This window comes from Brevibacterium aurantiacum (assembly GCF_900169065.1).
GTDB lineage: Bacteria > Actinomycetota > Actinomycetes > Actinomycetales > Brevibacteriaceae > Brevibacterium > Brevibacterium aurantiacum.
This window is the reverse complement of sequence record NZ_FXZB01000005.1, coordinates 78,841-104,274: the sequence shown is the minus strand read 5'-3', so window position 1 is coordinate 104,274 and position 25,434 is coordinate 78,841. Positions and strand designations below refer to the sequence as shown.

Here is a 25,434-nt window from a genome sequence, read left to right as displayed (position 1 = left end):
CGATCCGCCGTGAAGTGGGGATGGGAATTATGACAGGATGGATTTGTGAGTACTTTGGTGACGGGAGAAGCCGTCGAATTGAGCATTCAGCCTGCTGCCCTGGCGGCACGTGCGCTGAGCTGCCTCATCGACTTCATCGTCTACTCGATCGTCAACATCGGGCTCATCATCGCCATGTTCTGGTTCCTGCTGCAGATTCTTGAGGTCAACGAGCTGCTGCTGACATCGGTCATGACCATCATGAGCATTTCGGTGTTCGTTCTCCTGCCGATGATCGTCGAAGTCCTCACCCACGGACGCTCACTCGGCAAGCTCATCCTCGGCCTGCGAGTCGTCCGCGATGACGGCGGCGCCGAACGAGCCAGGCATTCGTTCATTCGGGCCATCCTCTGGCCCTTCGAGATCCTGTCGACCGGCGGCGGTGTGGCTGCTCTCTCCGGCTTGATCTCCCCACAGTCCAAACGCCTCGGCGACTACATGGCCGGGACGATGGCCGTGAGTGAACGCACCTCCCCACCCCAGCCGATCCGCACGCACGTCTCCCCGCATCTGCACAATTGGCTGGCCGAGACCGACATCGCCACACTTCCGGCCGGACTGCACCGGCGAATCGTCCAGTTCCTGTCGATGGCGGAGAATCTGGGTCGCGATTCGCGCTGGGAGCGGGCGAAGGAACTTGCTACCGAGCTCAATCCCTATGTTGCACCCGCGCCACCAGAGGGGACGATGCCCGAACAGTTCCTGTCAGCGGTCATCCACCGGCAACGGTCCGCCGAGTTCGCAAAACAGCAGCGCCGAGCCGAACAGTCTCAAGCCTTCCGCGCCGGCGTCAACACTCTCCCCCACGGACTGAGTCTGCAGAGCCGCTGAAAGCCGCACACCCACTTACACGCTCAGCTCCAATACACCCCACACAAGCAGAACCACAGACAGTTCAGGCCCGACCCCAGTCGATGGGAGCCGGGCCTGAGAACGTCAGGGAACCTCAGTACCGGTAGTGCTCGGGCTTGTAAGGTCCGGCGACGTCGACACCGATGTATTCGGCCTGTTCCTTCGACAGCTCGGACAGCTTGGCTCCGAGCGCCGGCAGGTGGAGACGGGCGACCTTCTCATCGAGTTCCTTCGCCAGGCGATGCACATCGTTGTCGTAATCATCGGCACGGACCCAGAGTTCGATCTGCGCAAGCACCTGGTTGGCAAACGACGCGCTCATGACGAACGAGGGGTGGCCGGTCGCGTTGCCCAGGTTGAGCAGGCGACCTTCGGAGAGGACGAGGAAGTCCGTCTGGTCACGATCCAGTCCGAGCTCAGCCGGCACCGGAACGCGCCATTCGTGGACCTGCGGTTTGATCTCAACCTTTGTCACTCCGGAGATCTTGGCCAGTCCGGCCAGATCGATCTCATCGTCGAAGTGGCCCACGTTGCCCACGATCGCTCCGGGCTTGAGACTGGTCAGCACCTCGACCCCGACGACACGCGTGTTGCCGGTGGTCGTGATGATGATGTCAGCCGTCGGTGCCACTGCGGGGAGATTCTCGACCTGGTAGCCGTCCATCGTCGCCTGCAGGGCGCAGATCGGGTCGATCTCGGTGACGATGACCCTGGCACCCTGACCGCGCAGCGCCTCGGCGGCTCCCTTACCGACGTCACCGTAGCCGACGACGACTGCGATCTTGCCGCCGATGAGGACATCGGTGGCGCGGTTGAGGCCGTCGGGCAGGGAGTGGCGGATGCCGTAGCGGTTGTCGAACTTCGACTTCGTCACCGAGTCGTTGACGTTGATGGCCGGGAACGGGAGGTTTCCTTCCTCGGCCAGACGGTAGAGACGATTGACGCCCGTGGTGGTCTCTTCGCTGACGCCCTTGATGCCGGCGGCAATGCGTCCGAAGCGACCGGGCGAGGCCTCGAGTGACTTCTGCACCTGTGCCAGGAGGACCTTGAACTCTTCCGGGTCGTCCTCGCCAGCGGCTGGGACTCCCCCATCGATTTCGGCCTGAGCACCCTTGAGGACGTACATGGTGGCGTCGCCGCCGTCGTCGAGGATGAGGTTGGCGCCCTCGGCGAAGTCGAAGATCTTGTCCGCGGCCCACCAGTACTCTTCCAGGGTCTCACCCTTCCAGGCGAAGACCGGCACACCGGCGGGGGCGTCGACGCTTCCGGTGCCGACGACGACGGCAGCGGCGGCCTCATCCTGGGTGGAGAAGATATTGCAGCTGGCCCAGCGCACCTGCGCCCCGAGGGCGACGAGGGTTTCGATGAGCACAGCTGTCTGCACTGTCATGTGCAGGCTTCCGGCGATGCGGGCCCCGGTCAGCGGCTTGCTCTGGCCGAATTCTTCGCGCAGAGCCATGAGCCCTGGCATCTCGCGTTCGGCCAGTCGGATCTGGTGCCGGCCGGCCTCGGCCAGACTCAGATCGGCAACCTTGTAGTCGGTGGAATCGAGCACGGTACCTCCATCGGGAACGGAAACTGTTGTCGTCTGCGTTTGAGTCTATTGCCTGCGGGCTTCGACGAATTCACTGGCCTGTGCAGTCAGTTCGCGCAGACGATCCGGATCGCTGGCTTCGACGTTGAGTCGCACCAGTGGCTCCGTGTTGGACTTGCGCAGGTTGACCCACCAGTCTTCGCCCTGCAGACCGATGCCGTCGAGGTCATCGATGGTGCTGGCTGGGAAGTCAGAGGATTCGGCGGCGAAGGCCGCGCGAACCGCATCGGGGTCTGCCACCGTGAAGTTGATCTCGCCCGATTGGACGTAGAGATCGTAGTCGGCGACGAGCCGTGAGGCCGGTGCCCCGGTGTTCGCCAGGGCGGCTATCAGGTGACACGCGGCGAGCATGCCGGAGTCGGCGCCGTAGAACTCCTGGAAGTAGAAGTGCGCGGAATGTTCGCAGGCGAAGACCGCCCCTTCGGAGCGCATCAGGGTTTTGATGCCGGAATGGCCGACCTTCGAACGCACTGCTCGCCCACCCGCGGCGGCGATCGTGGCCGGCACGCTGCGGGAGGTGATGAGGTTGTGGATGACAGCTGGTTCGGCCACGCCTGCTGCCTTGGCACGAGCAATCTCGCGCTCGGCGACGAGCGCTCCGACAGCCGAAGGAGACATGGTCGCTCCGGTTTCGTCGATGAAGAAGCAGCGGTCGGCATCGCCGTCGAAGGCCAATCCCAGATCCGCGCCCTGGTCGACGACTGCGCGGGAGACATCGAGGAGGTTCTCCGGCTTCAGCGGGTTCGCCTCATGATTGGGAAAGGTGCCGTCGAGTTCGGTGAACAGGCCGATGGCCTCGAAGGGCACCTGAGCATAGCCGGCGTCGGTGCCGAAGACCTCGCCGAGGAGCTTGCCCGCCATGCCGTTGCCGCAGTCAACGATGACGCGCAGACCGCTGACCTCGTCGACGTGGGTCAGGGTGCGGATGCGTTCGACATAGCGGCCGCGCATGTCCTTCGCGGCGGACTCGTCGACCGGGACCTCAGGAGCGTCGTTGTGTGTGGGTGCCTGCGGCGCCAGGTCCTTGATTCGTCCCAGCCCCGAGGCGAGGCTGACTCCGGCGGCACGAGGACCGCAGATCTTGATCCCGTTGTAGTCGGCCGGGTTGTGGCTGGCGGTGATCATCGCACCCGGCAGATCGAAGATGCCTGAGGCGAAGTACAGCTGATCGGTCGAGCACAGTCCCAGCAGGACGGCTCGGAAGCCGGCGGACTCGATGCCGGCAGCGAATGCGTGGGCGAAGCCGGGTGAGCTGGGGCGCATATCGTGGCCGACGACCACCTCGGCGGTGTCATGGAGTTCAGCCATCGCGGTGGCCGTAGCCCAGCCGAGAGCGAAGAGCACATCGGTCTCTAACTGGTCCGGGATGCGCCCCCGGATGTCATAGGCACCGACCGCGGCCTCGAGCGCCCTCGTGCGGGCCGCGACGAGATCGGGACCGGGTGTGCGGCTGGGATCGGGCGCGGCGTTGTCTGTGGTCATGAGTCGCCGATGATGCGCAGGTGACCGTGTTTGCGGCCCTGCACGGCGCCGTCGTTTCGGCTCTCGGAGCCCGCAGGCGAGCCCGTCGACGAGGGAGATGAAGAGTCAGATGACGGGGCAGTTGCACCCCCGCCTGTGCGAGCGCCGTTCCCGGGGCGGCCTGCTGCTTCCCTGACGGCGTCGGCGATGGCCAGAAGATCGTCACGGGTTCGTTCGGGCGGAGCCTGCTCACCCCCGATGCGGATGAGCTGCCAATCCACCGGTGGGGTCAGTTTGGCGGCATGATCGGCGCACAGGTCGTGGGCACCGGGTTCGGAGCGACGCGACAGCGGACCGATGACGACGCAGGCATCAGCGTGCACGTACGTCATGGTGGCTGTGGCACTGCGCGAACAGCTGACTTTTGAACACAATCTCACGGCTGACACAGTCCACCACTTTACACGCGAGCACCGCCTGTCCCCGACAGCCAGGGCCTTATGGTCAGTACAATATTGACTCATGAGTACCAGGCGTCACCGTGATCGGCACGGCCGTGGACTGCGGTCCCCGCTGTTCTTAGCCGACGTGCCCGCCCGTCAGCGCCGATCCGAGAGCTTCGCCCGTGTCGCGGCCGAAGAGTTCGCCCGCCAACGGGCTCAAGAACCGGCACTGCTCGCCGAGGTGGTGCTGGCCATCGATGCCGTCCCACCGGCCAGTTCGACCGAACCTGCCTTCGGGCGGGTGTTTCCCGCCACCGCGCACCGGCTCACGCACATCGTCCTCTACCGTCGGGTGATCGAATATCACAGCAGCGGACAGCGCGATTCCCTCATCGCCGAGGTGGTCGCCGACCAGGTCGAGATCCTCCGGAACTCCTAGCCGAGTTCGCTGTCCCCGCCTCAGCCGAGTCGGATGTCGCGGTAGGCCACGCCGGCCGGTGCCGGTGCCGGCTGGACCGAGGAGATCCCGGAGTCGGTGGTGACCACATAGCTGGCGTGGACACCGTCCGACTGGGATCCTGAGGCGTTCTCACCGCTGATGACGATGGCCCGCACTGCGTCCGGGGACACCTCGGCGGGGCTGAACTCGGTGGTGCCGGTGGGGTTGAGGTCGATCGACTGCGGCTCAGTGAGCGAACCATCATCGAGCATGCCGCTGACCTGCACCTGCCCCTGGCCCGGTGAGAGGTAGAGCTTTCCGGTGCCCGTGCGCGGAAGGGCCATGATCTGCGAGTCGGCGAGGGTGTCTGTGGCGTTGACGCTTCCGAAGTCCGCGCTGCCCTTCTCCCCGTCCTGGCCGATGAATGCGCTGGCCTGAATGCTCTGGTCCGAGTCGAGGATGACGCTGGTGGCCTCCAGATCGCCGAGATCCGCCTCGGCGACTCCATGCGCGACCACGGTCATGGATGAACGGGGAATGTCGATCTCACCATCGGGTCCGTAGGCCTTGAGGGAGACCTCCGCGAGGTCATCACTCGGGTTGGCCACACGCAGTCGTGCGTCCTTGCCGTTGAGTCCGGTCACGACCTGCTGCGAATCAGCATCCGCCCCGCTTGTGGCCAAGTCGATGCCCTTGGGGGTCAGACCGTCGAGCACCGTCTCCTGGAGGGAACCGGACACGACTCCCCCGTCGACCTTGACGTCGACTGCCAGAGACTCGGCTCCGCCGGCGAGACCGCCCAGGCGGATGGCGCGCTGCTTCCCTGCCTTGATGCTGACCTCTGTCGGCTCCCCGCGCTGTCCCGAAGGTGTCATGAGTGCGACCTCGGCCTGGACGGGAACGTCACCGGGGTTGCTCAGCAGCAGTTGGGAATTCGATCCTGCAGCACCCGAGCCTGCCAGGATCCGGAAGTTGCTGGCGGCTGCCCCGCAGGTCAGCGTTGCCAGACCGGTGAGGTCACCTGATGTGCCTTCGACTGTTTCGACGCCGGTCGTCAGCGCCGGTGCTCCGGGGCGGGCGAACCCGGTGATGAGTTTGGTCTGATCGATCGGATCGTCACCGGAGATGAAGCCGTCCGAGCTGGGGTTGTCGAAGTTGGCCGAGCCTCCCAGATCCGCGACCTGGAGGCGTGCGGCCGAGACGGAACCGTCGGCGGCACTGATCGGCGCGGAAGCCGAGACGACTCGGGTGGACACGTTCGAGTCATCGACGAATTCCGCGTCGGTGCCTTCTGCTTCGTCATCGGTCAGCAGCGGGCCGGGGCAGATCACGCGGGTGTCTGCGGTGGGCATCCTCACCTGTTCGGGGCTGCGGTCGAGGGTGCCTGGGGTCAGCGGCGTCAGGAACGATGTGGTGGCGACGAGGACGCCTGGCACGGCGATCGCCGCGAAGGTCACGATGCTGCGCAGGTGTTTCATGGCTTCGTCTCCACTGTCTGCTCGGGTGCTCGCGACTTCGGTGCTGTCTTCGCTCGCTGCGATGTCGTGCGAGCCTTCTTCTCAGATTTCGCACGAGTCGTTCGCGACCAGGCCCTGCTCTGCCGCTGCGATCCGAAGGGGATCGCGACGATGACGGTGAGCAGACCGAGGACCCAACCGAGGATGACTCCCGGTGCATAGAACTCGGAGCCGTAGCTGAGCTCGACGTCTCCCCCGGCTGCGGGCAGTGAGAATTCGGCGGCCCAGTCGTTCGTGGGCTTCTCCGGGGCCGGCAGGGCCTTGCCATCGAGGCTGGCGGTGATGTTGCCGGCGGCGTCGGAGGCGATCAGGGTGCGCCCGTCCTCACCTGCAGCCACCTCGGCGGTGGTTCCGTCCATCGGTGCCGTGCTCAACGTACCGTCGGGCTCGCGGACGAGGAAGCGACCGTTGTAGGGGGTGTCGACCTGCCACAGTCCGCCAGACTCGGTCGGACCGACCTCGACCACACCGTCGGCTGCTGCCACCGAATTGCGGAGGTTCTTCGCATCCGAGTCGACGAGGACGAAGTCCACGCCCAGCTCGCCGAGGATGGCGCGGACGTCACCGGCATCATCGGCCGACAGTGCTGCGGCGGCCTGCGCGATGAGGGTCTCGTCCTCGCTGATGGGCAGGGGCCTGCGCTCCCACGGCCAGCCGCCGACCGCCTCGGCGGAGTGAATGGTCGAGGTGCCGATGACCGTCCCGTCGGCAGATGAGAGCAGCCGTGCCCGGACCTCGCCGTCGACGACGTCGAGGCGCAGCGTGCGCGCCTGAACATCATCGGCGGCCCGGTCAGCGGCCAAGGCCGGAACAGTGCCGTGCTCCTGCGTAGTGAGTGCGCCGCCCGAAGTGGTGCCCGCCGAGGTGGTGCCGGATCCGACGCTGACGACGATGAGTCCGACGGCTGCGATGGCCACCAACCCGGTCAGGCCGCGCATGGGCAGCCGGCGGGAGTTCGTCGACTTCGTCGTCGTGGCCTGGGCTCCGAGGGTCAGCAGCATGATCGCGCCGAGGCTGAGCAGGGTCAGTCCGGCGGCAGGATAGGAGCCGATGAGATGGAAGGGCCCGGTCTGGGCCGGGATGAGGATCTGTCCGGTGGCCACCAGCAGACCGGTGAGGTAGAGGCCCACGGCCCATGTCAGCCGGGAGAGTTTGAGGTGAGCTTCGATGACCGTGAGGAACGCGAGGATGAGCATCGGCAGCACCAGGACCGGTACCCACAGCTGGAGCAGTCCCGGGCTGACTCCGCTGATGCCGACCGCGGCAAGCAGGTCGGACAGCCACGTCATGTCAATAGTTGAGGGGAAGCCGACCGCGAGGAGGTAGGTCGGCGGGGCTGGCGGGGCCAAGGTCTGTCCGGGCATGACGAAGAGGGCGCCGGGTTCGGTGACGAGGCCGACCACCCAGGGCCAGGCCAGGAACAGGGTCGGAGCCAGCAGCCACAGGTGGCGCAGGCCGCGACCGGTGCACAGGAGGACGACGGTGAGGATGATTCCCAGGGGCAGCATCAGCGGCACGCCGGCGACCATCAGGAACAGCAGGAGTCCGGCACCTGCGGCAGCGGCGATGGACCCGGTGCGCAGGCTGCGGCGGAGGGCGATGACGAAGAGCGGAGCCGCGATCCACACGAAGATGACGCCGAGGCGTCCGTTTGAGAGCGCGGTGACGAAGAGCGGGGCGGCGATCCACAGCAGCCCGGCGAATCCGCGCACCCATTTCCTCTTCACGATCGTGCCCGCCGCGGTGTAGGCGGCGATGACGGCCAGGATCGGGGCGAGGAGGATGAGGGTGCGGACCATGATGTCGACGTGGCCCAGGAACGGCAGGCTGAGGACCGCGATGACCAGCTGATAGGGGTCGCTGGGCACGGCGGCGCCGGTGGAGACGTCGAGATTCGGGCTGAGCAGGCGCCTGACGAGGTCACCGAGGCTGACATCGGTCGAGCCCACGGCACCGCCGACGAGGTGGCCGGTGCCGAAGAGTCGGAAGGAGACGAAGCCGCTCAGTGCCACGGCCGCAATGAGGAGGTAGGTCAGAGGGCTGCGAAAGAGCCCGGCACCGCCGGTGACCTCGAGTCGTGAGAACGAGTCGATGGCCTCTTCCGTATCGCCCACGGGATTGAGTTCTGTTTCATCGCCGTGCCCGGGGCCGGTATCGGCTGCGGATTCGGCCTGGGCCAGACGGGCCTCCTCGGCGGAGTTCATGCTCCGACGTTGGACGGAGAGTTCGTCCGGGTCCGCATACAGCGGGGCCACGTGAGAGTCGGTGGTGCGTTTGGCGAGGCGACTGCGGCGGGCGTTCGAGCGCCTCAGCCGGGCGGTCGTGCCGGCGTCGGCGCCGAGTCCGAGCAGCGCAGAGAAATACCAGGAGGCGGCGCGGACGTTGTTCGACAGCAGACCCGCCAGAGTGTTCTTCAGCTGGGTGAGGACGAGGAGGCAGAAGATGCTGAGGAAGCCGGGGCTGGCGAGGCTGAGTCGGTAGCGCTGTTCCGTGCGGATCTGAGATTTCGACAGAGGTGGCAGCGGGGAGGAACCGAGTTGGGAGGCCAGTGCGGTGGAGACCGTGAGTCTGGCGCTTGGGGCGACGACGACTCTGCGGCCGAGGTCGCGGAGTCGACGCGAGTATTCAAGACCACGGTAGGCAACGCCGAGGACCCTAGAGGGTGCTCCGATCCTCTCCAGCTCCGTGGTGGCGATGAGCATGCCGGGCAGATCGAGACCCAGAGTCTCCGACTGCCCGTCGCGCTGGCCCTGGTCGTACTCCCCGTCTGCGACGGGGTTGACCCTGGCTCCCGCCGAGGTGGTGGTGACGCCTGCGGAGACGATGTGATCTGAGTGCATGATCTTGGGACCGACGGCGGCGATCGATTCTGTCGCGCCGATGGCCTCGAGCAGTTCTTCAAGACATTCGGGCTCGGGGCGTGAGTCTGCGGTGAGGAACCACAGATGGGTGCTGTCGGCGACTTCGGGGAGTGCCATGGCCTCTGTGACGGCAAGACCCCCGAGATCCACGATCGGGATCTCGGGGTAGGACTTGCTCAGAGCTGTTTCGAGCTCGACCCTGCTGCTGTCATCGCCTGAGGCGAGGACAACTGTAACGGCAGGTTTCACACGACCTGTTTCTTGAGTCGGCGGCGTTCACGTTCAGACATACCGCCCCAGATTCCGAAGCGCTCGTCATTCGCCAGCGCGTATTCGAGGCAGTCTGACCGGACATCACACGAGGCGCAGACACGTTTGGCCTCACGAGTCGATCCGCCCTTTTCGGGGAAGAACGCCTCGGGGTCGGTCTGAGCGCACAGCGCTTGGTCCTGCCAGGAAAGCTCACCGTCCTCAGCTGCCCCGAAGAGCAGTGAAAGCGGTGATACTGCGGAGTTATCCGTGGGAAGCGGTGTCAGATCGTTCGGATCGATCGCCAATGGATCAGGCAGAGTATCCGGTGTTCGTGCTCCTGGTTCGACGAACCAGTCTTCGGCACTTCGAGAAGTGACTCCGGGCACGACTGTGGAGAAGTCTTCCCTCTCCTGCCTTTTGCTCTGTGCGCTTTGCACGGTTTTCCCCTTTCTCACGCTCAGCTCACCTACCACTGCGAGCTCCGGTTCCGGTACCGTTCGAGGAGTGAAATGGTCTGGGTGCGACCGGCTCCCCGGATGGTTCCGGAGGTGAAGCTCGTGCTGACGGCATCAGCGTGGTGGATGCTCGAATCCGAGGATTCGTGCTAAGTGCGTTCCCCTGTTAAGTATAAATTACACGCGTGTCATTACCGCCCCGTCAAGCCCTCGTGGAGTATTGCAGAGGCCGCCGGAGAGTTATTCGAACACACCTTCACATACACACGCGCCGAGAACACCACATGTAGCGACCACTATCTGGGATGGACACAACCTATGGTGCGCGCCTGAGCAAATCTGGAGAATTTAGAAATCATTCGCCGTCGGTGGGATTATGGAGTCATGAGAGTCGAATCACTCGCGATCGTCGCCCGATCCCAGCAATCGCACCCAGAAAACGGGCGCCGAGGCTGCCCGACGACGATGCGGACGCGGTGATGAACGACCGACTCCTCACCGTCTATGCACCTCCCCTGGAGGAGGACATTTCGCCCGGTTCCGATCTGGCAGCCATCCTTGTCAACGCTCTGCGTCGCAATCGGATCGACCTCAAGGACGGTGACATCCTCGTCATCGCCTCGAAGGTCGTGTCCAAAGCTGACGGCCGTCTGCTCTCCGTCAACGACCGGGCGGAGTTCGAGGATCTCGTCAAGGAGTCGTCGAACCACCTCGTCGCCGAACGCACCTATGCCTCCGGATCCACCGTCCAGATCGTGCGCACTCATTCGGGCACCGTGCAGGCGGCGGCCGGCCTCGACCAGTCGAACTCCGGCGGAGCCGTTGTCCTTCACCCAGTCGACAGCGACGCCTCGGCCCAGAAGCTGCGGCTGCGGGTCGAAGAGGCGTTCTCAGTGCGCATCGGCGTCGTCATCTCCGACACCATCTCGCGGCCGTGGAGGATCGGAGTCGGCGACTTCGCGCTCGGTCTCTCCGGCTTCTCCGGACTCGATGACCAGCGCGGCAAGCCCGACGGCGACGGTCGTGTGCAATCGGTGACCGTCCGCGCAGTCGCCGACGAGATCGCCGCCGCAGCCGATCTCGTCAAGGGATCATCGCGCGGCCTTCCGATGGCACTCGTCCGGGGCGCCGGTGGTTACCTGGACAATGGTCGGGCCGGGGCGAAGGCGCTCAGCCGCGACCTCGGCGAGGACTGGTTCCGCTACGGCCACGTCGAAGCGATCCATCGCGGGCTCGGAGTCACAGAGCTGCCCGGACGTGCCGCGGCCGGGGACAACAGCGACGACATCCTCGAACGTGTCTCCCGCGCCATCCGCGTCGTCCGAGCCGGGTCATCACGCACCCCCGGGCAGGCCGCCTGGCGGATGCGCATCGAAGGCTCCGGGTCACGGATCACCATGGCCCCCTCCGACTCGCCCGCGACCCCGCAGGCCGGTGGGCCTCCCCTGCTCGAGGCGATGGTCGGCCTCGGTTCACTCGTCGAGCGCATGCACACCGCACTCTTCGCCGAAGACCTCAGCGCGACGACGAAATGGGAGTGGGCCGATGGCGAGCTCGGCGCCTTCCCCCGCGGAGTCCGCATCAACATCGGACTCCTCAACCCCTGACAACACCCCACCCTCTGACGTATATCGAGAAAGCAGGTCTGCCTCGTGGATCTTTCCATCATCAGCCGCACCGGCGGACCCGTCCTGTTCTGGCGCGGGCCCGACTATGACCGACTCGACCTCACCGGTCCCGTCGTGGCGAACTGGGTGAATAAGGGAGTCGGACTCTTCGGAGACTATGGGCTCGGCCCCGACTTCACGCTCTTCGTCCCAATGCCTGCCGGACTGCACTGGCGCGAGCTCGTCGCCATCCTCAGTGTCCTCCTCGCCGATGGTCGCGTCGTCCTCGGAGCTGGATCTCAAGAGGATCAGGCAGACGGTGCGGCCGCCTCGGCGGACACACCCACCGCGCTCGACGGTGACTTCCACGCGCTGGTGCCGTTGGGCCATGAGAACGATGAGCGCCTGGCCGCGGCAGAAGAGGTCTTCGTCTACAACCCGCCCGCGCTGGCCCTGAGCACACCGGTCGATGAGGACTTCATCGATGTGAACTCAGCGATCCGGGCCTACCCGGATGTCACACCTCGGCGACTGCAGGCCACCGGAACGCTCCTCGTCGGTGACGAGGAGATCGCGTGGGCCGACCCGGCCGATGATTCCGGCTCCGGCATCCTGGTGGCGAACTCAACCCCGCAACCGCAGGAGTGGGCGACGTTCCTGGATCACCTCCTGCGCGGGGGTGAATCTGTGTTGGCCAATGGCATGGACGACGCTCGCGTTGCGGACCTGGCGAGCAGCCTCGGCGAGGTCCGTGGCAGACTGGGCTCATGGACAAAGTAGTTGATACGCCCGCCGAGGCGGTAGCCGATATTGCAGATGGATCATCGATCGCCGTGGGCGGTTTCGGTGTCGTCGGTGTCCCAGAGTTCCTGATCCGCGCGATCAAGGAACAGGGCGCCAAGGACCTCGAAGTGATCTCGAACAACGCCGGAGTCGACGGGCGGGGCCTGGGCCTGCTGCTCGCCGACCACCGTCTCCGACGCATCATCGCCTCCTATGTCGGTGAGAACAAGGAATTCGCACGCCAGTACCTCTCCGGCGAGCTCGAGGTCGAACTGACCCCGCAGGGAACCTTGGCAGAGAAGATGCGCGCCGGTGGCGCCGGAATCCCCGCGTTCTACACGATCACCGGAGCCGGCACCCAGGTCGCAGACGGCGGCATGCCGTGGAAGTACGACACCGAGGGCAATGTGGTCAAGGAATCACCGGCCAAGGACACCCGCGTCTTCGACACCTTCGGCGAAGAGAAGGAATACGTCCTCGAGGAGTCACTGGCACCCGACTACGCGCTCGTCCGCGCCGCCGTCGGAGACCGCCACGGCAACCTCGTCTTCCACTCCTCAGCCAGGAACTTCAATCCCCCAGCCGCCCAGTCGGCTCGAATCACCATCGCCGAGGTCGAGAAGCTCGTCGAACCGGGCGAGATCGATCCCGATGACGTGCACGTGCCCGGCATCTTCGTCCACCGCGTCGTCGAGCTGACCCCGGAACAGGTCGCCGACAAGCCCATCGAAAAACGTACCGTTCGCGAAGCCTGAGGAGCCGATATGTCATTGACAAGAAACCAGATGGCGGCCCGCGCGGCCCAAGAGCTCGAAGCCGGCAGCTACGTCAACTTGGGCATCGGAATGCCGACCCTCGTGCCCAACTACCTGCCCGAGGGCGTGGACCTCGTCCTCCAGTCGGAGAACGGTCTGCTCGGCGTGGGTCCCTACCCGACTGAGGACGAGATCGATCCCGACCTCATCAACGCCGGCAAGGAGATCGTCACGATGGCCCCCGGTGCCTCGTACTTCGATTCCGCAGCCAGTTTCGGCATGATCCGCGGCGGCAAGGTCAATGCCGCGATCCTCGGCGCGATGCAGGTCGCAACGAACGGCGACATCGCGAACTGGATGATCCCCGGCAAGATGGTCAAGGGCATGGGCGGTGCCATGGACCTCGTCCACGGTGCGCAGCGCGTCATCGTCATCATGGACCATGTCGCCAAGGACGGTTCGCACAAGCTGCTGAAGAGCTGCGAGCTGCCTCTGACCGGCAAGGGCGTCGTCAGCCGCATCATCACCGACATCGCCGTGCTCGACGTCAGTGGAGATTCCTTCACCCTCGTCGAACTGGCTCCCGGAGTCACCGTCGATGAGGTCAAGGAGAAGACCGGCGCCGAGGTGAACGTCCCCGACGACGTCGCCACCATCTCCGTCGACGCAGCCTGAGACGCTGACTCTCGGATGTCGGCCGGATGGTCGGCGCGCCGCGGTCACGCTAGGTGACTAGCGGCGCGGCAGAGGCGCTAAGTCTGATCGTCCCGGCAGTTTGATGAGAGGCCGTCCTGGGCCGATTCCTTCAGAGGAATTCGGCCGAGGACGGCCTCTTCCGTGTGCCACTCTTCCGTATGTCAGGAGCGCTGTGCAGGGAAGGCACAAGGGAGCACTGTGCTGCGGGTATGTTGTGCCGTCTGCAGAGAGCGCTTCGCAGGATGGTCGCAGGCGATCAGCGCAGCGGCGACCAGACTCACCACGCACCGCAAGCCACTCAACACCCTGTTGGTCGCTGAGCGCCCCGTTACCATCACAGACAACAGTTCGTTCTGCACCGCCTACACTCCGTGCCAAAAGGCACCTCAGCAAAGGGGTGGTTTGCTGCTCACAGTGCGTGGTGCCAATACGCAGTCGGCTCAGACCAGTTGCGAGTAGTCTCTGACCAGCTGCGGAAAGTTCAGGCGAAGGGCAGCGAGTTGTCGAGGCCGGTGGTGGCCACGAACAGGTCGCCGTGTCCGTCAGCGGTCACTGTGGGCTCGTTCGCCGCGATGAAGACGCTCTGACCACGTGTCAGTGTCACCGTGGACCCGAGCGACGTCAGTGTGATGCTTCCCGAGGTGCACAGCGCAATGCTGGCGCCGCGGCGTTCGATCTGAGTCAGTCGAGGGCACCGCAGCGACTGCAGTGCGAAGTCCTCAGTCGCCCCGAGGAGGATTCCGTCACGGTCGGGTTCGACCATCCGAGGCTTGGCGGAAGTGAACTTTGCGACCTTGCCCAGTTCGGGGATGTCGATGTGTTTGTTCGTCAGTCCCCCGCGCAGAACGTTGTCGCTGGAGGCCATGACCTCAATCCCGGTCCCGCCGAGGTAGGCGTGCAGGACGCCGGATTCCATCGCCAGGGCCTCACCGGGCTGCAGGTGCACGCGGTTGAGCATGAGCGCCACCAGCACACCGGGATCGGACGGGTAGTCAGCAACGAGTTCCTGGAAGGTCTCTGCAGGGTCAACTGCCGTGCCCGAACGGCTGATATGGCCGTCGGGAAGTTCTGCCAGATCCTGTCCGGCAACCTCGTCGACAAATCCTGCGGACCGAGAGTCACCGAGGACGAGCTCGACGGCCCTGGCAAAGGCCTTGGCTTCGGTGACGGACTTCAGCGCCGAGAGCACATCACCCAGAAAGTCCAGTGAGGTCGGCGACAGGGACAGCGACAGCAGGCGTTCGAAGGTGGAGCGCATGGCCTTGCGGGACCGGAAACCGGTCAAGGCGTGGAACTCAGTCAGAGCGTAGATGAGTTCCGGTTTGGCCGAGGGGTCCTTGTAGTTGCGCGTCGGGGAATCGAGGTCGGGACCTTCGGATTCCTCGCGGGCGAACCCGAGGGCCGCCTGCTCGGGGTTCGGGTGAACCTGAATGGAGAGTGCCTTCTGCGCGGAGAGAACCTTGAGAAGGAAGGGCAGACGTGGCCCGAAGACCTGAACAGAGTCGTGGCCCAGCAGTCCGGCAGGATCACCGGCAAGGTATTCGATGAGGTTGGGGCCGACCGTGGTGCTGTTCGTCTTCACATCAACAGATGACGATGAGCCCTGCTGCGCCGACCGGTGAGTCGAGCTCTGCTGATCGAACTGTCCGTTGTCCAACCGCGAGGGGCTGAGGGGATGAGCTCCGAGCCAGAGCTCGGCGCAGGGAGTGCCGTCGGGTGCGGTACCCAGGATTGCCGGGATCGCGTCCGTGCTGCCCCACGCGAAATTCTTGACCGTGTTGTGCAATCGACGCACTGTCTTGGTCCCCTTCGGCTGGAATCATCGGATGTACACACATGCCGTGTGTGCTTCTCCACGTTAGCGCGTCCACCTCGACTAATCACCGATTTCGGAAGTGGCTTCACTGACTGTTCAGGCCAGGACATCTGCAATTCACCGGGTGTTACCAGGGCAAATGCACAGGCCGGTGGGGTTGCCCTCATAAGTTCGGATGGCGGGCAGCGGCATCAGTCTCTGGAGATCCGGAGCGGGGCTGTGCTTGAACCCCATAGACGAAACGCCTCGTGGCACGCGAAATGCCTCGTGGCCAGTCCCTTTCGGAACCGGCCACGAGGCATGTGCAGTCTCGCCCGATGAAGGCGATGCTGCTGTCATCAGCCGACGACGCGGATGACCTTTGCTCCACGATCGAGCATCCAGCTGTAGCTGCGCTTCGTCGTGTTCGTCCGGGTCGAGCCAGCGTCGTACATCTGACCCTTCGTCTCCGAGATGATGCCGATATGACCTGGGATCCAGATCATGTCGCCAGCCTTCGCTTCGCTGGCCGGAATGACCGTGCCGGCGTTGCGCTGCTGGCTGGTTGTGCGCGGCAGCTTGATGCCGTGCTTGCCATAGACGTACTGGGTGTACCCCGAGCAGTCCCAGCCCTTCGTCGGCGACGTACCGCCCCAGACGTACTTCACACCGAGGTGGGCTTTCGCCTCCTTGATGATGGAGTCACGCTGAGCCTGGATCTTCTCTGCCTTGGACGGCTTGTCTTTCTTGTCGTCCTTCTTGTCATCGGACTTGTCGTCCTTCGACTTGTCGTCCTTCTTATCGTCCTTGGACTTGTCGTCGTCCTTGGACTTGTCGTCCTTCGACTTGTCGTCACCCTTCGAATCGCCCTTGGGCTCTTCGGTCTTCGACTTATCGTCGTCCGATTTGTCGTCGTCCTTGGACTTGTCGTCCTTGGAATCCTTGTCGTCACCCTTGGCGTCTTTGTCGTCTGTAGAACCTTCCCCGGAGTCTGCAGCCGAACCGCCATCTGTGGCGCTGTCCCCCGGTGGTGCCGACGCATCGGCACCACCGGAAGCATTGGCGTCTTCAGAATCACCCGGACCGTTGTTGTCGACGACACCGCCGTCGATCGTTCCTGTGGGCGAGAACTCTGTGGTTCCGTAGCCCTCGGCCCAGACGAGTCGAGCACCTTCGAAGAGCTGCTCGCCTCGCCCGTCCTTGTAGACCGGGTCCGACTCGGGGTAACCGAGGTGACCCTTGATGGTCCCCTTGTCACCCCAATATTTCAGAAGGGTGCCGGTGGTGTAGTGAGCACCGGTGTCCTTCGACCAGTAGATCTTGCCCTTCTGGAACGACTGTGCCGATCCCCCGTCCTTCAGACCGCCCTTCTCTTGCGAGGTGGGCAGTCCCAACTGGGTGACAACGTCACCCTTGAACGAGTTCTTGATTGCTCCGGTCAGGTGGTACGCACCGGTCTTCTTGGACCAGTAGACGTTGCCCTTCTCGTAAGTCTGAGCACGTGCTCCGGCTACGCCCTTGACATCGTGTTCCTTGCCAGTGGCCTTGCCGAGTTCCTTCTTGTGGTCGGCAGCGTACTTTTCGATCGCGGTCTTGGGCTTCGGCGTTTCCTTCTTGCCGTCGTCCTTCTTACCGTCATCTTTGTTCTTGCTGTCGTCCTTCTTGTCGTCGTCCTTCTTGTCGTCGTCCTTCTTCTCATCGGACGGCAGATCACCGGAGTTCATGATGTCGGTGACAGTTGAGCGGATTTCGCCCATCTTGGAGTAGAAGGCGTCACCGGGGCAGCTGGTGTTCGCGAGGTCGCGGTGCGCGACGACGGTCGACTTGCTCGGCTTGACACCATCGAGCGAGAGTTTCCAGGCAATCGCCGAGGCGACAGCGTCCCGGGTCTTCTTCGGCGGAGCCGACTTGTCGTAGGAGCCGAGCACTGAGATGCCGAAGGTTCCGGTGTTGTGTCCGGCCACGTGGGCACCGATAACGGCCTTCTTGATGTCGCCGCCGCGTGCGTGCCAGAGACGACCGTACTTATCGGCGATGACGTTGTATCCGACGTCGCTCCAGCCGCGGCCCGACTGGTGGTAGGACTGGATACCGCGCAGGACCGACGGGACGTCTTCAGCCGAGTAGCTGTTGGAGCCGGCTGTGTGGTGGACGACCGCCTGCTTGACGCTGCTGGCGTAGTCCGGGCTGCCCTTGTATGCCTTGGCGCCCCAGGAGCTGCGCGAGCCGATCTTCGGCTTCGGCACCTTAGCGGACTTCGCGACGGTGCTCACGGATGAAGATCCGGGCACGTAGTTCTGATTGGTGACCTCGGCCTGGCCTGAAGCGGCCGCGGTCTCGGTGCTCGCAGAATCCGCACTCGAGTCGGGAGTCGACTCAGCGGTGTCTGCCGCACTGTCGGATGAGGTCGAGTTCTGTGGCTCGAGCTCTACTGGGTCGTTCTCGGCCACAGCAGCAGCATCGTTGGGATTCTGCTTCGGGTCGACGAGGACGAGCTCGGCGTCGCTGGGAGCCTTGTCGCCGAGGATGCGCATCTGCACACCCGAAGCGCGGTTGACGGTGAACGGCTCGGAGCCTTCGTTCTTCGCCTGCTCCTTCTGCTCCTCATCGAGTGACTGCCAGTTGCCCCATTCAGAACCGCTCTTGACGCGGACCTGGATCCGGATGTTCGACTTCGACTGCGAGAAGGTGAAGCCGATGAGGCTCGGGTTGTTCGTCGGCACGTCGAGGACGTCGGAGATCAGCGCGATGTTGACGCCGTCCTCGGTCTTCTGACGCACTGAGCCCGAGATGTCGTCGCTGTCCTTCGAGTCCTCGGACGATTCGGAGTTCTCAGACTTCGCGTCCTCTGACGCGCCGTCTTTCTCCTCCTGCTCCGCAGCCGGTGCCGACGGTTCAGCCGCCGGGGCGGAGTCTTGGGCACCTGCGGATCCGTTGCCGCTCTCTGGGGAAGACAGGCTGGCAGAAACCGGATTGACCGACCCCGTGGATGCAGCGGCCGAAGCACCCGCACTCACGTTGACGATGTCTGGCACATTCGTCGAAGCGACAGCGGTCTGCGACTTGAAGATGTTCGGCAGGTTGCTCGTTGCGCTCTGGTTGGCGGCGGTGGCAGTGGAATCACTGGAATCGCGGGCGCCGGGGACGTTGAGTCCGTCTTCGCTCACGCTCAGCGCCTTCTGGGTCACTTCTGGCTCTGTCGATGCCGCGAAGGCAGTCGGTGCCGTGACCGCTAAGGTGCCGACGAGTGCGACCGAAGCGCAGCCCGCGACTGTGGGCAATAAGTATTTCATCGTTACAGCCTTTTCGAGGAAGTCAGGGAAGTTCAGGCCCTGGAATCATCTCACCGTTGGCAGGACGGTGGGTAATCCCAACATCTCAAAATTGTTACACATATACGGCGTGTCAGACTAGCCAAATAACAAAATAAGCAAATTACACGGGTGTGGTTCCCAGTGTTTACACGGGACACACCGAGAGAAACTTTTTCCGGGAATCTGCTGCAGATTCTCACTGAGGACAGAACCACCGTGCTCCGGGAACGTGATGTCTGCCTCAGGGCACGTAGCAGATTTCTCTCTCCGCGATCTCTTTGTCCTCGTCAGAGCCGCCTTCGGCACTGCCCTGCGCACTGATCTGCGGATTGGTTCCGCCCACGCTCCCAACAGTCCTAAGACTTGCGTTGACCCCGGCAACGGCTCCGGCAGAGCCGCCGGGGGCCGTCTGAGCGCCTTTGTCCTTCTCAGCGTCTTTGGACGACTCTTCGATGGTGTCCGCAACCAAGGTCCTGGCGGCGTCGAAATCAGGATCAGATGGTGTCACGTTGGGCGGAGTGAGGTCAAGCGACTCGATCTTCTGCGACTTCACCTTCAACGCCAGGTCCACGAAGTCGTCGACCTCGGAGGAGGGAATGTCGGTGGCCAGGGCCCCCGGAGTGGCTTTGGCGATCTCCTGGTATCGGGTCAGCACCGTGGCGGGATCGAGCTGCTTGACCATCGCGGTCTGGACACAGCGCTGCCGGATCATGCGCTCGTAGTCGCTGGAGAACTCACGGGAACGGGCGAACCACAGGGCGTGGAAGCCATCGAGCTTCTGCTTGCCCGGTTCGATCCAGCCCTTGACCGGTCCGTGTTCGCCCGTGGTCGGATCGACCTTTGAGGAGATCGGCACACGCTCGCCGGAGACGAGCGTGATGCCGCCCAGAGAGTCGATGAGGTTCTCGAATCCCTTGAGATTGACCATGGCGAAGTACTGGACTTCGAGTCCGGTGATCGCCGAGGCGGCATCCATCGTGGCCTGCTCGCCGGCACGTTTCGGATTCTCGAACTCGTCCTTGTGCTGCTCGCCCTGCTGGAAGACGGCGTTGAGCAGGCATTCATCACCGCAGTTGTACCCCTGCGGGTAGTACTTGTGCAGCGGTGAGTCCTTGGGGAACGGCACGTTCTCCATATTGCGCGGCAGGCCGACGATGACGGTCTTGCCCGTCTTCGCATCGATGGAGACCAAGGACAGCGAATCCGGGCGGATGCCGGTGCGCCCCTTGCCCGCATCAGATCCGAGCAGAAGAATGTTGTAGCGCCCATCGACGGGCTTCGCCGCCTTGCCCGAGGAGAAGAGGTCGGCCATCAGCCCACGCTGGGAGTCCAGCAGCGTCGTGCCCCAGGCCAAGGGGCCCACGACGATGAGCACGAGGGCACAGAATGCAGCGAGGAAGCGTTTGCGGGCTCTTGCCGAGAGCGTGACCAGCTTGATCCGGCGCAGCGTGTCGAAGAGGCACACGATCCAATTGATCGCGATGACCGGAAGCCAGATGATGAGAAATGTCAGCAGGATCGGGTTCGTGCCGATCGTGAAGAGGAACTTCTTATCGATGATGATCACCACGAGCGCGATGATCGCGAGGATCCAACTGATCGCGGTGATCGACAGCGAGACCTTTGCCCAGCGGCGAGACCGGAACAGCAGCTGCACACCCCCGGGGATGAGCACGCTGATCAGGAGAAGAATCCACGCCCGCACATCACGCGTCGGCTGTGAGGCATACGACGGGTGATGGATGGGGTCGACGTATCTCGTTTCGGCCACTGACCTACCTTTGCTTCGTGCTCGTTGCTGTGATGGCCACACGCGCGGGTCCGAAGCCCGCAGCGACGCAGTCCACTGTGCCAAACCTTCTGGAGAGTCCACTGTGTTCATCCATTGTGGCGCGTGAGAACCCGGGATTCCGGCACATTTCACCTGCGCATGTCGCGTGGTGACAGGTGGACTTGGTCACACGGACCCCCTCGCAGACCCCGTCACAGACCTGCCCCGCCCTCCCCTGCAGACCCAGGACACAGAGGAAGGCCACCGCCTGCTGGCAGTGGCCTTCCTCCTCGAAGTCCGGATTCTTTCCCGCCGAGGCGGGTGTGGCATCAGGCGATGAGCTTGCGCCCCATCACCATGCGCTGAATCTGATTCGTGCCTTCGTAGATCTGTGTGATCTTCGCATCACGCATCATCCGCTCGACCGGGTGGTCGACGACGTAGCCGGCTCCGCCGAGCAGCTGCACGGCGTCGGTCGTGATCTCCATGGCCGCATCCGAGGCGAAGGCCTTCGCCGCCGCACCGAAGTACGTGAGGTCCTCGTCCATGCGCTGGCTCTTGGCTGCCGCGGTGTAGGTGAGCTGGCGGGCGGCTTCGAGCTTCATGCCCATATCGGCGAGCATGAACTGGATGGCCTGGTTCTCGGCGATGTTCTTGCCGAACTGCTGACGTTCCTTGACGTAGCCGATCGCGTAGTCGAGTGCACCTTGCGCGATGCCCACGGCCTGTGCGGCGATAGTCACGCGCGTGTGGTCGAGGGTTCGCAGGGCGATCTTCAGCCCTTCACCGGGATCACCGATGATGCGATCGCCGGGCAGACGGACATTGTCGAAGAGGAGCTCACGTGTCGGCGAGCCCTTGATGCCGAGCTTGCGCTCCTTCTCACCGAAGGTGAATCCTTCATCGGACTTCTCCACGACGAAGGCGGAGATGTTGCGACCGCGTGCACCGTCGGGGTCGGTCACAGCCATAACCGTGTAGTACTCGGAGACGCCGGCGTTCGTGATCCAGGTCTTCACACCGTTGAGGATCCAATCATCGCCGTCTGCGACGGCACGAGTCTTCATCGAGGCGGTGTCGGAGCCGGCTTCGCGCTCGGAGAGGCCATAGGAGAACCCGGCCTCGCCGCGGGCGACCTGTGGGAAGTACTTCGCCTTGATCTCTTCGCTGCCCCCGAGCTGGACGGGCATGCTGCCGAGTTTGTTCACGGCCGGAATGAGCGAGGACGAGGCACAGCCACGGGCGACCTCTTCGATGATGATGGCCACAGCCAGTGCATCGGCACCCATGCCGCCGTGCTCTTCGGGAATGTGTGCGGCAAAGAAGTCGGTCTCAACCAGTGCGTCGTGGGCTTCCTGCGGGTAGCGGGAGTCGGCGTCGACCTCGGCGGCAAAGGGGGTGATCTTCTTCTCGACGACGTTGCGCACGGCGGCGCGAATCTCTTCGTGTTCTTCGCTGGGCTGGTAGAGGTCGAACATCATTCTCCTATTACTGATCGCTCGTTAAGTAGTTCTATTATCGCCGCAGAGCCTGCCCTTTGTCGAGAGCGACCTGCCGGAGGGACTTCCGATGTTCATCGAGACGGTGCCGGATCTGCGCCGCGGAGTCGGTGTCGCCGGCGCCGAGGATGCGGGCCGCCAGCAGGCCTGCGTTCTTCGCCCCGCCGATCGAGACGGTGGCCACGGGGACCCCGCCGGGCATCTGCACGATGGACAGCAACGAGTCCATTCCGTCGAGGTACTTCAATGGGACCGGCACGCCGATGACCGGCAGTGAGGTCATTGAGGCGATCATCCCGGGCAGGTGGGCCGCTCCCCCGGCGCCGGCGATGATCACGCGCAGGCCGCGGTCGGCTGCGGTCTTGGCCCATTCGACCATGTCTTCGGGCATACGGTGGGCGGAGACGACCTCGGCGGTGGAGTCGATGCCGAGTTCGTCGAGCGCTTCTGCGGCGGCCTTCATCGTCGGCCAGTCCGAGTCCGAGCCCATGACGATTCCGACGACGGCTGAGCCGGAATTTGCAGATTCCTTCGCCGAGGCGGCCCCTGAGTTCCCATCATCTGTCGACATATCAGTCCCTTTCGTCGCGGGTGGCATCGCTGCTGCCGGTGTCGTCGGTCGACGGTCCGGCGTTGGCGTCGAGGTCGGTCGGAGCCGGCATCTGCGGGTGCGGATCGACGTCGACGCCGGCGATGAAGTCCGCCGCATGGCGGGCGCGAGCGAGCACCAGGGCGGCATCGCGTCCGTAGGCATTGACGTGGCCGACCTTTCGGCCCGGGCGCACACCCTTGCCGTAGAGGTGGACCTTGATCGCGGGGTCATGAGCCATCACATGGAGATAGGGATGGTAGAGGTCCTCGTGGTCTGCGCCGAGGATGTTGACCATCACAGACACGTCCTCCCGAGCTGCGGGGCTGCCCAGGGGCAGGTCGAGGACCGCGCGCAGGTGCTGTTCGAACTGGCTTGTCACCGCCCCGTCCTGGGTCCAATGGCCGGTGTTGTGGGGTCGCATGGCGAATTCGTTGATGAGGAAGCCGTCCGCGGTCTCGAACAGCTCCATGGCCATCACACCGGTGACGTCGAGGGCTCCGGCGACCTTGAGGATCGCCTCGGTGATCTCCTTCGACTTCTCGGCTGCCAGTCCCGGTGCCGGTGCGACTGCTTCTTTGCACACCCCGTTCTGCTGCCAGGTCTCCACAACGGGCCATACCGCGGTCTGCCCCATCGGAGAGCGTCCGACCATCACGGCGAGTTCGCGGGTGAAGTCGACCTTTTCTTCAGCCAGCAGCTGCCCGACCTCGTCAAGCCAGGTTGCAGCCTCGTCGAGGCTGTCGATGACTCGCACGCCCTTGCCGTCATAGCCGCCGCGAGGTGTTTTGAGGATGAAGGGGTACCCGACTCGGTCGGCGAAGGCTTCGATGTCACTGCGGGAGGTGATCTCTGCCCAGGCGGGGTTCGGCAGTCCGAGTTCGTCCATGCGTCGGCGCATGAGGATCTTGTCCTGAGCGAAGATGAGAGCCTGCGGTCCCGGGCGGATCGCGTGACCCGCCTCGGCGAGGGCCTGGAGGTGTTCCGGAGGAACATGCTCGTGGTCGAAGGTGACCACGTCCACGGCCTCGGCGAAGGCCTTGAGGGTCGCGAAGTCCGTATAGTCTCCGACGCTCACCTCATTGATGACCTGGGTGGCCGGGGCGTCCGCGGTCTCAGCGAGAACTGAGAAGCGGATGCCGAGGGCTTCTGCGGCAGGGGCAAGCATACGTGCCAATTGGCCGCCGCCAATGACACCAACACGAGGAAAAGTCACGTTCGCCATCCTATCGTCCGCCGCGGACATGGGACGCGCAGGTTCATCATGTGAGTCTCACGCTCGGTGGGAGGAGTGCTCGACCTCAGGTGGCTTGTCCTCAAGTGGCGTGGCCCCAAGTGGCGTGGCCTCAGGTGGCCAGGCGCAGCCGCCACAGCGAGGTGACTTCGGCACCGCGTGCCTTGTGGAGTTCGTCGGTAGTGTCCGAGGCGCGGGGGTGGCGCGGGGTCGTATCGTGTCGATCATGGACGCGCAGGCCCGCAGCGGTGATGCGCTCGAGCAGCGCCTCCCGGGTCCGCAAGCCAAGATGTTCGGCCAGATCGGACAGGATCAGCCAGCCCTCGCCCGCCGGGTTCAGATACGCGGCTAGCCCGTCGATGAAGCGGTGGAGCACATCGGATCCCGGGTCGTAGATGCCGGCTTCGAGGGCCGACGTCGGGCGGGCAGGAAGCCACGGCGGGTTGCACACGATGAGATCGGCCCGACCTGATGGGAAGAGGTCGGCTTCGACCACCTCGGCGGATGAAGCCAATCCCAATCGATCCAGATTTTCTTGGGCACAGGCCACAGCACGCGGGTTGATGTCCGTGGCCACGACCCGTTCGACACCGCGGCGCAGCAGCACGGCGGCGAGCACGCCGGTGCCCGTGCCGAGGTCGAAAGCCGTCTGTGGTGCCGATGGCTCTGGTGCGGACGACTGTGGTGCCGACGCCTCCGGTGCCGACGAAGCATCAGTGGCCGGTTCGGCCCCGGGAAATGGTGTCTGGGCGACCAGATCGACGTATTCTCCGCGGATCGGGGAGAATACCCCGTAGCGCGGGTGGACGTCGGCGCCGAGGGCGGGAATGGACACGCCCTTGAGCTGCCATTGGTAGGCGCTCAGCACCCCGTTCAGCTCGGTCAGCGAGACGCACATCGGTCCCGTCGACGGGCCGTAGGCGGCCTCGCAGGCCAGACTGACATCGGGGGCGCGACGCAGGTTCAGCTGGTGGTCGCCATCGAGTTCGACGATGAGTGTACCGAGCAGACGGGCTCGTTCGGCGATGAAGCGACGCTGCGTTTCGAAGGCTCCCAGTGCGCTGAGGTCACCGCGATTGCCGGTTGCCCCGTGATTGCCGGTTGCCCCGTGATTGCCGGCTGTCCCACGCTTGCCGCCGCGGCCACCGTTTCTACCGGTCGCCCCTTGCTGACCGCCGCCACGGTGCTCACTGTGGCGCTTGAAACGGCGGTCCATCGCCTGCAGCAGTTGACGCCCGTTGTGATAGTCCCCGCGCCACAGCAGCGCGGTCCCCGATCGTGCCAGACGGTAGGCGGCATCGGCGGTGATGTCGTCGCTGATGACCGTCACCTGCGTCGGGGCTGCGGACTGGTTCTCCGAATGCCAGGTCGCCGATCGTCGGGCACCGTCTTCGGTCCACTCGAGCTCGGTCAACGGGGCCTCCTGAGGCATCTGGTCATCGGGGAATCGCGGTGCATCTCGTCCTCGGCCACCCGGC

The 25,434-nt window shown here is 64.3% G+C and carries 19 protein-coding genes; 6 read left to right on the top strand and 13 right to left on the bottom strand.

Annotated elements, in window-relative coordinates; genetic code table 11:
* Window positions 1–45: 45 nt before the first annotated feature.
* Window positions 46–870 carry an RDD family protein gene (locus BAUR9175_RS04825; protein ID WP_257944269.1) on the top strand — a complete coding sequence of 275 codons (825 nt, stop codon included), beginning with the start codon at window positions 46–48 and terminating at the stop codon, window positions 868–870.
* A 115-nt stretch (window positions 871–985) separates the two neighbouring features.
* On the opposite strand, the gene ahcY is transcribed toward BAUR9175_RS04825, so the two are convergent.
* From ahcY to BAUR9175_RS04810, 3 genes are read right to left on the bottom strand one after another with little or no spacing between them, the layout of a single operon-like run.
* Entirely contained in the window at window positions 986–2,446 is a 1,461-nt protein-coding gene (ahcY, locus tag BAUR9175_RS04820) for an adenosylhomocysteinase (protein WP_096146723.1), read from the bottom strand.
* 45 nt (window positions 2,447–2,491) lie between these two features.
* Window positions 2,492–3,967 carry a phosphohexomutase domain-containing protein gene (locus BAUR9175_RS04815; RefSeq protein WP_101583109.1) on the bottom strand — a complete coding sequence of 492 codons (1,476 nt, stop codon included), beginning with the start codon at window positions 3,965–3,967 and terminating at the stop codon, window positions 2,492–2,494.
* On the bottom strand, window positions 3,964–4,386 hold the full coding sequence (locus BAUR9175_RS04810; protein WP_180959205.1) for a DUF3499 family protein: 423 nt from the start codon (window positions 4,384–4,386) through the stop codon (window positions 3,964–3,966). The genes BAUR9175_RS04815 and BAUR9175_RS04810 overlap by 4 nt, the downstream gene beginning before the upstream one ends.
* Before the next feature lie 82 nt (window positions 4,387–4,468).
* On the opposite strand from BAUR9175_RS04810, the gene BAUR9175_RS04805 reads away from it, so the two are divergent.
* The gene (locus BAUR9175_RS04805) at window positions 4,469–4,828 is read left to right on the top strand and encodes a metallopeptidase family protein (protein WP_009884529.1); all 360 of its coding nucleotides are present in this window, start codon (window positions 4,469–4,471) and stop codon (window positions 4,826–4,828) included.
* 20 nt (window positions 4,829–4,848) lie between these two features.
* Here BAUR9175_RS04805 and BAUR9175_RS04800 read toward each other — a convergent pair whose 3' ends face one another.
* The 3 genes from BAUR9175_RS04800 to BAUR9175_RS19860 are packed head-to-tail and all read right to left on the bottom strand — an operon-like array spanning window position 4,849 to window position 9,913.
* Window positions 4,849–6,306, bottom strand: coding sequence for a DUF5719 family protein (locus tag BAUR9175_RS04800; RefSeq protein ID WP_101583106.1), 1,458 nt, complete (start codon window positions 6,304–6,306; stop codon window positions 4,849–4,851).
* Window positions 6,303–9,455, bottom strand: coding sequence for a glycosyltransferase (locus BAUR9175_RS04795; protein ID WP_096146728.1), 3,153 nt, complete (start codon window positions 9,453–9,455; stop codon window positions 6,303–6,305). Before BAUR9175_RS04795 ends, BAUR9175_RS04800 begins: the two co-directional genes overlap by 4 nt.
* Window positions 9,452–9,913 carry a WhiB family transcriptional regulator gene (locus BAUR9175_RS19860; RefSeq protein ID WP_271709906.1) on the bottom strand — a complete coding sequence of 154 codons (462 nt, stop codon included), beginning with the start codon at window positions 9,911–9,913 and terminating at the stop codon, window positions 9,452–9,454. Before BAUR9175_RS19860 ends, BAUR9175_RS04795 begins: the two co-directional genes overlap by 4 nt.
* Window positions 9,914–10,392: 479 nt before the next feature.
* On the opposite strand from BAUR9175_RS19860, the gene BAUR9175_RS04785 reads away from it, so the two are divergent.
* From BAUR9175_RS04785 to BAUR9175_RS04770, 4 genes are read left to right on the top strand one after another with little or no spacing between them, the layout of a single operon-like run.
* The gene (locus tag BAUR9175_RS04785; protein ID WP_101583104.1) at window positions 10,393–11,520 is read left to right on the top strand and encodes a coenzyme F420-0:L-glutamate ligase; all 1,128 of its coding nucleotides are present in this window, start codon (window positions 10,393–10,395) and stop codon (window positions 11,518–11,520) included.
* A gap of 45 nt (window positions 11,521–11,565) precedes the next feature.
* Window positions 11,566–12,300: a hypothetical protein gene (locus tag BAUR9175_RS04780; protein WP_096146730.1), complete on the top strand. Its 735-nt coding sequence runs from the start codon at window positions 11,566–11,568 to the stop codon at window positions 12,298–12,300.
* Window positions 12,288–13,058, top strand: coding sequence for a CoA transferase subunit A (locus BAUR9175_RS04775; RefSeq protein ID WP_009884536.1), 771 nt, complete (start codon window positions 12,288–12,290; stop codon window positions 13,056–13,058). The genes BAUR9175_RS04780 and BAUR9175_RS04775 overlap by 13 nt, the downstream gene beginning before the upstream one ends.
* A 9-nt stretch (window positions 13,059–13,067) precedes the next feature.
* Window positions 13,068–13,733 carry a 3-oxoacid CoA-transferase subunit B gene (locus tag BAUR9175_RS04770; RefSeq protein ID WP_069599887.1) on the top strand — a complete coding sequence of 222 codons (666 nt, stop codon included), beginning with the start codon at window positions 13,068–13,070 and terminating at the stop codon, window positions 13,731–13,733.
* A gap of 502 nt (window positions 13,734–14,235) precedes the next feature.
* On the opposite strand, the gene manA is transcribed toward BAUR9175_RS04770, so the two are convergent.
* From manA to BAUR9175_RS04735, 7 genes are all read right to left on the bottom strand, one after another.
* Window positions 14,236–15,549, bottom strand: coding sequence for a mannose-6-phosphate isomerase, class I (gene manA, locus BAUR9175_RS04765; RefSeq protein ID WP_101583103.1), 1,314 nt, complete (start codon window positions 15,547–15,549; stop codon window positions 14,236–14,238).
* A 359-nt stretch (window positions 15,550–15,908) separates the two neighbouring features.
* Window positions 15,909–18,842 carry an NlpC/P60 family protein gene (locus BAUR9175_RS04760; protein ID WP_257944268.1) on the bottom strand — a complete coding sequence of 978 codons (2,934 nt, stop codon included), beginning with the start codon at window positions 18,840–18,842 and terminating at the stop codon, window positions 15,909–15,911.
* A 262-nt stretch (window positions 18,843–19,104) separates the two neighbouring features.
* A complete protein-coding gene (locus tag BAUR9175_RS04755; RefSeq protein ID WP_101583099.1) occupies window positions 19,105–20,634 on the bottom strand; it encodes an LCP family protein in 1,530 nt (509 codons plus the stop codon).
* A 329-nt stretch (window positions 20,635–20,963) separates the two neighbouring features.
* Complete coding sequence (locus BAUR9175_RS04750) at window positions 20,964–22,112, bottom strand: acyl-CoA dehydrogenase family protein (RefSeq protein ID WP_029417529.1); 1,149 nt, start codon at window positions 22,110–22,112, stop codon at window positions 20,964–20,966.
* 37 nt (window positions 22,113–22,149) lie between these two features.
* Entirely contained in the window at window positions 22,150–22,704 is a 555-nt protein-coding gene (purE, locus tag BAUR9175_RS04745; protein WP_009884542.1) for a 5-(carboxyamino)imidazole ribonucleotide mutase, read from the bottom strand.
* Window position 22,705: 1 nt separating this feature from the next.
* On the bottom strand, window positions 22,706–23,947 hold the full coding sequence (locus BAUR9175_RS04740; RefSeq protein ID WP_101583098.1) for a 5-(carboxyamino)imidazole ribonucleotide synthase: 1,242 nt from the start codon (window positions 23,945–23,947) through the stop codon (window positions 22,706–22,708).
* Between the two features lie 121 nt (window positions 23,948–24,068).
* On the bottom strand, window positions 24,069–25,370 hold the full coding sequence (locus BAUR9175_RS04735; protein WP_257944266.1) for a methyltransferase: 1,302 nt from the start codon (window positions 25,368–25,370) through the stop codon (window positions 24,069–24,071).
* Window positions 25,371–25,434: the final 64 nt, after the last annotated feature.

What these genes read in the sequence shown, in the direction of transcription:
- BAUR9175_RS04760 (WP_257944268.1), bottom strand. Translation starts at nt 18,842, where the DNA reads ATGAAATACTTATTGCCCACAGTCGCGGGCTGCGCTTCGGTCGCACTC.
- BAUR9175_RS04785 (WP_101583104.1), top strand. Translation starts at nt 10,393, where the DNA reads ATGAACGACCGACTCCTCACCGTCTATGCACCTCCCCTGGAGGAGGAC.
- BAUR9175_RS04750 (WP_029417529.1), bottom strand. Translation starts at nt 22,112, where the DNA reads ATGTTCGACCTCTACCAGCCCAGCGAAGAACACGAAGAGATTCGCGCC.
- BAUR9175_RS04775 (WP_009884536.1), top strand. Translation starts at nt 12,288, where the DNA reads ATGGACAAAGTAGTTGATACGCCCGCCGAGGCGGTAGCCGATATTGCA.
- BAUR9175_RS04770 (WP_069599887.1), top strand. Translation starts at nt 13,068, where the DNA reads ATGTCATTGACAAGAAACCAGATGGCGGCCCGCGCGGCCCAAGAGCTC.
- BAUR9175_RS04815 (WP_101583109.1), bottom strand. Translation starts at nt 3,967, where the DNA reads ATGACCACAGACAACGCCGCGCCCGATCCCAGCCGCACACCCGGTCCC.
- BAUR9175_RS04805 (WP_009884529.1), top strand. Translation starts at nt 4,469, where the DNA reads ATGAGTACCAGGCGTCACCGTGATCGGCACGGCCGTGGACTGCGGTCC.
- BAUR9175_RS04740 (WP_101583098.1), bottom strand. Translation starts at nt 23,947, where the DNA reads ATGGCGAACGTGACTTTTCCTCGTGTTGGTGTCATTGGCGGCGGCCAA.
- BAUR9175_RS04800 (WP_101583106.1), bottom strand. Translation starts at nt 6,306, where the DNA reads ATGAAACACCTGCGCAGCATCGTGACCTTCGCGGCGATCGCCGTGCCA.
- purE (WP_009884542.1), bottom strand. Translation starts at nt 22,704, where the DNA reads ATGTCGACAGATGATGGGAACTCAGGGGCCGCCTCGGCGAAGGAATCT.